This is a genomic window from Acidobacteriota bacterium (assembly GCA_009861545.1).
Taxonomy (GTDB): domain Bacteria; phylum Acidobacteriota; class Vicinamibacteria; order Vicinamibacterales; family UBA8438; genus WTFV01.
In genome coordinates this window covers 1-6,564 of record VXME01000059.1, presented here as the reverse complement: position 1 = coordinate 6,564, position 6,564 = coordinate 1, and the positions used below count along the sequence as shown (strand labels likewise).

The following is a 6,564-nucleotide window of genomic DNA, read 5'->3' as shown; positions in this document are numbered from 1 at the left end:
AAATCCCCCCGCCCCCACTACTATCTCACCCGTTACGCTGGGGCGCGGTCTCTTTTGTTAAAACCACTAACAACCCGCCCCCTCGCCAAGGGGCCCACCCCCGCGAGCGCCACCCCCCCCCGCACGCCTCTGTCCGGCGCTCGCGTTACACCGCCGGCGAACGGAAGGTCACCAACGACGGGCGGTCTCGCGCGCATCGCCATTCCCCCTGACGGCCCCGATCCCACTACAGGTCGGAAAGGGTATCCAGCGGCAGACGCCCGGTGCTGCCGCCGACCCGGTCCACCGGGACGTCCATCTTGTCCATCAGCGTGAGCAGCAGGTTGGCCAGCGACGGCTCGTTCCCGTAGCGGATGTGCCGCCCGCTGGGCAGTCGGCCGGCGCCGCCGCCGATCAGCATGATCGGCAGGTTGTCGCCGGAGTGCCGCGTGCTGTTCGACAGGCCCGTCCCGTACATGATGGTCGTGTGGTCGAGCAGCGTCCCGTCGCCGTCCGGGGTCGCCCGCAGCTTCGCCACGTACTTCGAGAACAGCTCCGCGTGGTAGCGGTTGATCTTCGACATGTGGGCGACCAGCTCGGGCAGGTTGTTGTGGTGCGAGAGCGGGTGGTGCGCCTCCGGGACCCCGATCTGCGGGTAGGGGCGCGCGCTCTGCTCCTTGCCGATCATGAAGGTGATGACACGCGTCAGGTCCGACTGGAACGCGAGGAGCTGCAGGTCGAGCATCAGCTCCAGGTGATCCTCGAAGGCCGGCGGCGCGCCCTGCGGCTGGCGCATCTCCGGCAACTCCAGGTCGCTCTGTTCCTCCGCCCGCTGGATCCGCCGCTCGACGTCGCGCACCGACTCGGTGTACTCGTCCAGCTTGACCTGATCGTGCACGCCGAGCTCGCGCTTCAGGTCGGCGAGCTTGCCGGTCACCGCGTCGAGCAGGCTCTTGTGCTGGCGCATGCGCGCCTGCCGCGCCTCCCGGTCGGTGCTGCCGCTGTCGCCGAAGAGGGTCTCGAAGACGGCGCGGGGATTCCACTCCATCGGCAGCGGCTGGGTCTTGCTGCGCCACGAGATCGTGTGGGTGTAGACACAGCTCAGATTGCCGGTGCAGGCCCCGGCGTTGTTCGGCCGGTCCAACGCCACCGCGAGCGACGCCACCTGCGTCTCGCGGGCGAAGTGCCGGGCCAGCAACTGGTCCATCGAGACCTCGCCGAGGATCTCGGTCTCGTTGCGGCCGCCCTGCGTCATGCCGGTCAGGAACGACCCGGAAGCGCCGGCATGGATGTAGTTCCAGCTCGCATTGAGTCCGGAGAGCACGATCATCTGGTCGCGGAAGGGGGCGAGGGGCTCGAGGATGGGCGAGACCTCGAAGTCCGTCCCTTCTCCCTTCGGCGTCCAGTACGGCATCGCCATCCCGTTCGGGACGTAGAACGCCTGGAAGCGGGGCACCGGCTTCGCGGCGGGCCGCGCCCGCGACACGGCCGGGGCCATCGCGTCGAGGAACGGCAGCGCCAGCGTCGCGCCGATTCCTCTGAGAACGGTTCGCCGTGGCAACGACTTGTTGGTCAAGGTCATGTCCGCCGTCTCCTCTATCCGTCACTCGCCGTCCCGAATTCCAGGCAGGAGTTTCGCGTCAGCGAAACTCCCAACGCGACCGCAAGGTCGCGCTAGTTCGCCGTCGCCGCCGGCCCGGCCCGCATCGTGAACTGCGGGCTCCGCACGATGCCCGTGATGATCGCCGACCAACGATACTCCGCCGCCGCCGCGTCGCGCACGATCTGCCGCACGGCGGGCCGATCGTAGTGCTCCAGGCGCCGCCCGAGGGCGTAGGACAGGAGCTTCTCCGTCAGCGTCCGCGGGAACTGCTCCGGATCGTCGAGAAGCAGGGCGCGCAGGCCCGGCAACCCGTCGAGCGCGACCCCGCCGGTCGTCGTGCCCATGCTGTCGATGGGCCGTCCCTGCTCGTCGACGTCGCGCCAGCCGCCGATCACGTCGAAGTTCTCCAGCGCGAAGCCGAGCGGATCGATCACCGCGTGGCAGCTCGCGCAGGTCGGACTCTCCCGGTGGCGCGCGAGGCGCTCGCGGATGGTCGCCGGAACCTCGCCCGGCGTCTCCTCGAGGTCGGTGTTGACGCCGGCCGGCGGCGCCGGCACCGGCAACCCGAAGATGTTGTCCACGAGCCACTTGCCGCGCAGTACCGGAGAGGTCCGGTCCGGGTACGACGTCGTGGCGAGCAGCGCGCCCGCCGCGAGCAGCCCCCCGCGCCGTGCCGTGTCCGGCCACGTCACCCGCCGGAACCGGTTGCCGTAGATGCCGGGCAGCCCGTAGTGGCGTGCGAGCCGCTCGTTGACGAAGGTGTAGTCGGCGTCGAGCAGATCGTGCACGCTGCGGTCCTCGGTCAGCGTGCTCGCCACGAACCGGATGACCTCCTCCTCGAACGCGTCGAGCAGGCTCTCGTCGTAGTGCGGGTACCGGACGGGGTCGACGACGACCTCTCCGACGCGCCGCAGGTTGAGCCACTGCGCCGCGAAGTCCTCGACGATGGCGGCCGTGGCGCGCGGGTCGGCCAGCATGCGCCGCACCTGCCGCTCCAGAACGGCGGGGTCGCTCAGGCGGCCCGCCTCGGCGAGCTGCAGGAGCTGTTCGTCGGGAATGCTGCTCCAGAGGAAGAACGACAGGCGCGAGGCCAGCTCGAGGTCGCTCAGCGCATACGCCGTCCGATCCAGGTCTATCGGATCGCGGTAGACGCGCACGAGAAAGTCGGGATCGACCAGGATCCGCTCGAGTCCGAACTGAATGCCCGCCTCGAAGCTGCCCGCCGCCCGCCCCTCGTCGAAGAACCGCAGCAGGGAGTCGACCTCGGCGTCCGTCACCGGCCGCCGGAACGCGCGGCGGGCGATCGACGACAGGATCTCCTCGGCGCAGGCGCGCTCCTCACCGGCGCCGCTCGGCTCGCAGGTGAAGATGGCCCGCCGGCTCGGCGTTTCGGCCATCGTGTCCGCCACCAGGTAGGGCCCGCCGATCTCGACTGAGCGCACCGCCGCGTAGCCCATGTAGATCTGGTCGTTCGTCAGCACGCGGCCGCGCTGCAGCGGCTGGGGCAGCCCCTCCGGCTCCCACAACTGGCGGACGAACGACACCCCGACGACGTGCGGACCCGCCTCTACCGGCACGTCCACCTCGAGATTGGCGTCGCCGGTGCGCTGCATGAACTCTTCCCACTCGACGGCGCCCGCGAAGCCCGGCTCGCCGTCACCGGCGTAGCTCGCGGCCACCGGCCGGCCCGGCACGTTGCCGCCCACCGTGAAGCGCTTCACCAACCGGCCGTCCACCCGCACGTCGAGCCACTGCGGCCAGCCCATCCCCATCAGGTAGTCCTGGTACTGGCGGCGGAGCAGCACCTTGACGCGGTACACGCCGTCGACCGGGAACTGGTACGGGACGGCGACCCCGCCGCGCGACCCCAGCGGCAGGTCGTCCCCCTGCCGCGTGTCCTGCACGATATGGATGGAGATCTCGAACGTGTCGGCGCCCGGGCTCGGCGGCGGGAGTCCCGTCGCCAGCCGGGTCACCTGCCGCGCGACGGACAGATACCGCTCGATGTGCGCGGTCGACAACCCGAGAACGTCGGCGAAGTTGTCGAAGCTGCCGTCGGCGGTCTCGTCGCCCGGCAGCAGCGACTCGACGTCGACGTCGAGCGCGAGCAGGTCGCGGATGGCGTTGCGGTACTCCGTGCGGTTGATGCGGTGGATGGCGTTGATCCGTCCCGGGTAGGGGTTGGCGGCCCAGGCGCGGTCCAGCTCGGACTCCAACCATCCCGCCACGTGCCGGTAGGTCTCGTCGTCCGGCCGCGGACGTCCGGGAGGCGGCATCGAGCCGGCCCGCAGCCGGGTCGCCACCTTCTCCCACGTGTCCGCGTCGGCCGCGACGTTCTCCACGTCGAGCGCCGCGATGGAGAGACCGGACGTCCGCAGCCGGTCGTTGTGGCAACCGATGCAGTACCGACGGAACACGCTTCGCGGCTCCGGGTTCCGGCCGGCGGAGGCCTGCGGCAGGGAAGGCGCTCCGGCACGTTGCGGCGCGCCGGCCGCCGGTTCGCCGGCCGCCGCTCCTCCGGCCGCCTCGACCACCGCGGAGGACCCGCCCGCGACCCCGCCGGCCACGACGGCGGCGATCATCCACGAGGCGACCGAGCGCCACGCGGCTCGGCGCGGTCTTGGCGCACGCCGGTGATTCCGTCCGCGCCGCGCTTGGAACGTCATGTGCCTCCGCCCCTCGTCATGCCTCGACGGCGGGCGCCCCTGCCCGCGGGATCGCGCCCGGTCGCCGAGTCCCCATCGTTCGTGCAAGGTCATCCGCCATTCACTGCTCTTGCGCCGCGGCCTGCCTCTCCAGGTTCCGGTTGACCAGCAGGATGTTGCCGACGTCGTAGTTGCCCTCGTGACAGGCGTACTCGAACATCTCATCGTCCCGCCGCACCATCGGAATCTCCACGCTCCACGTGCTGGTCCACGCCCGTGGGTCGTCCACGGTGAACTCGTAGCGGATCGTGTCGGCGTCGACGCGGGTGAACCGCTCGACGACGATCATCTCCTCGGTGGCCGCGCCCCGGAACAGCGTCTTGCCGCTGAAGTTGGTCGATTCCACCACGAGCGTGTCGCCGTCCCACCACGCGCGCGGGTCGCCTTGAAACAGCCGAATCCGGTCGGAGATGCGCGGCCCGGCGTCCAGCGGGATGATGCGCGGCTTGTTGGTCCGCAACTCGGGCGCGATGACGACGTGGTCCGGTGTCTGCAGGATCTGCAGGATGTCGTTGTAGGCCGGCGGCACCATCGGCGGTCCTTCGTGCGGCCAGACGATGCAGCGCTCGGCGAGCGGGCGCACGAGATGGCTCTCGAACTCGCGCCCGCGCCGGGCCTCGCGCCGATCGACCGCGGCCCGCTCCGCCTCCCGCGTCCGCGGCGGAATGCGGCCGTCCCGCGGATCGACGACCAGCGACGTCCGCCGGCTCGACAACCCCTTCGGCGTATTGCCGCGCAGCCAGACCGAGTTGTCGTAGTGCGTGTCGCTGTCCTGATACAGTCGATCCTGCCGCCGCTCCTCGTCCTCCAGCGCCAGGACGTTGCCCGCCAGCGGATCGACCCCCTCGGCGGTCAGCAACACCTGCAGCTCGGCCGCCTCTTCCTCCGTGAAGAACTCCTTCCCCGCCAGGTGGGCCGGCCGCTCCAGCGGCGTGAAGGTCTCCATCGTGTAGCGGCCCTCGAGGTCGGGATGCCCCCACGCGGTGCGCGGCGCCTTGTACCCCTCGTCGGTCCCGGTCTGCGCCGCGGTTGCCCCCGCCGAGAAAAGGCAGACCGCCAGCACGGCCGCCGGCAGCACGACGGCGGCTACTCGCGCCAATCCACCCCTAATCGCCGTCACCGTCCCTCCGCCGCTTCCCGGTCCTCGGCCCGCCCCGCGCTCAGGCTGTTCGCCAAGCCGTAGTTCCCCTCGTGGCAGGCGTACTCGAAGAGGGTATAGGTGGAATCGCGATTCAGCGGCATCGCCACCTTCCAGGTGTCGGTGTAGATGGCCGGGTCCTCGATCGTCACCTCGTACTCCAGCGTGTCCGGGCCGGCGATGGTGAAGCGCTCGACGACCCGCAGGTCCTCGGTGCGCGGCAGGCCGCGCGCGCCGCGCGTCGCGATGTTCGTGGCGATCGAGCCCTTGGAGTTGTAGTTGCCGACCTCGACCACCAGGGTGTTCCCCTCCCAGCGGCCGCGCGACGCCCCGTTCCAGCTCCGGATCTTGCCTGACGGCAACGGGCGGTCGTCGATCGGGATGATCCGCGCCTCGTGGATCATCTCGTAGAGGATGACCACGTAGCCCGGTGTCTGGAGAATCCGGTAGCCGGCGCCGTAGCCGGGCGGGAAGATCCCCCCGGGCACGCCGCGGGTGATGCACCGCTCCCACGGGGTGTGGTTCATGTAGGAATCGGTCAGGTGGATGAGGTTGTAGTCGCGGGTCGCACGGGCGTGGTCGCGCACCGGAATCCGGCCGTTCGGCGGGTCGACCACCATCGACCGGCGGCGCTCGTTGCGCGGGGCGCTGCCCGGCCCGTCACCCCAGGGCCCTTGTGGCGGACGTCGCCTGTCAGTCTCGGAAGCCGGCATCGCGGGCGCCCGTTGCGGCCGGTTGCTGCCGGGGAACCATGCCGCGAGCGGCGCGAGCCGCTGCAGGTCGACATCGTCCGGCGCCTCGAACGGCGTCGGATCGAAGTTGGTCCAGACGCCCGAAATGTCGGGCTGTCCGTCAGCGGTACGGGCCGGCTGCCAGGCCGTATCGTCGCCTGCCGACTGGGCGCGGGCGACGCCGGCCGTCGCTACCAGGATCGCGGCCGCGGCCACGACGATTGCCGATCCAAGAAGTCTTTGGCGCATCTACCTCTCCTCCAGGCCGAACCGACGCACGAACGCACGGTGCCTCGGCCGACCGAGACCGGTCATGATCACTCGGCTTGCGGGTCAAACGCAAGGACCTTCTTGGGTGCACGACATGAAAGTGAGGCTTTTCGGTAACGCGGGATGTTGAGCGAGCGC

4 protein-coding genes are annotated in these 6,564 nt (G+C 70.3%); all 4 read right to left on the bottom strand.

The window, feature by feature from the left end; translation table 11 throughout:
- Positions 1 to 226 precede the first annotated feature (226 nt).
- Positions 227 to 1,561: a DUF1552 domain-containing protein gene (locus F4X11_09080; GenBank protein ID MYN65167.1), complete on the bottom strand. Its 1,335-nt coding sequence runs from the start codon at positions 1,559 to 1,561 to the stop codon at positions 227 to 229.
- Between the two features lie 92 nt (positions 1,562 to 1,653).
- The gene (locus F4X11_09075) at positions 1,654 to 4,452 is read right to left on the bottom strand and encodes a DUF1592 domain-containing protein (protein ID MYN65166.1); all 2,799 of its coding nucleotides are present in this window, start codon (positions 4,450 to 4,452) and stop codon (positions 1,654 to 1,656) included.
- On the bottom strand, positions 4,349 to 5,407 hold the full coding sequence (locus F4X11_09070; GenBank protein ID MYN65165.1) for a hypothetical protein: 1,059 nt from the start codon (positions 5,405 to 5,407) through the stop codon (positions 4,349 to 4,351). Before F4X11_09070 ends, F4X11_09075 begins: the two co-directional genes overlap by 104 nt.
- Entirely contained in the window at positions 5,404 to 6,405 is a 1,002-nt protein-coding gene (locus F4X11_09065) for a hypothetical protein (protein ID MYN65164.1), read from the bottom strand. Before F4X11_09065 ends, F4X11_09070 begins: the two co-directional genes overlap by 4 nt.
- Positions 6,406 to 6,564 lie beyond the last annotated feature (159 nt).

Coding starts and splice junctions, on each gene's coding strand:
- F4X11_09080 (MYN65167.1), bottom strand. CDS start 1,561: ATGACCTTGACCAACAAGTCGTTGCCACGGCGAACCGTTCTCAGAGGA.
- F4X11_09075 (MYN65166.1), bottom strand. CDS start 4,452: ATGAGATGTTCGAGTACGCCTGTCACGAGGGCAACTACGACGTCGGCA.
- F4X11_09065 (MYN65164.1), bottom strand. CDS start 6,405: ATGCGCCAAAGACTTCTTGGATCGGCAATCGTCGTGGCCGCGGCCGCG.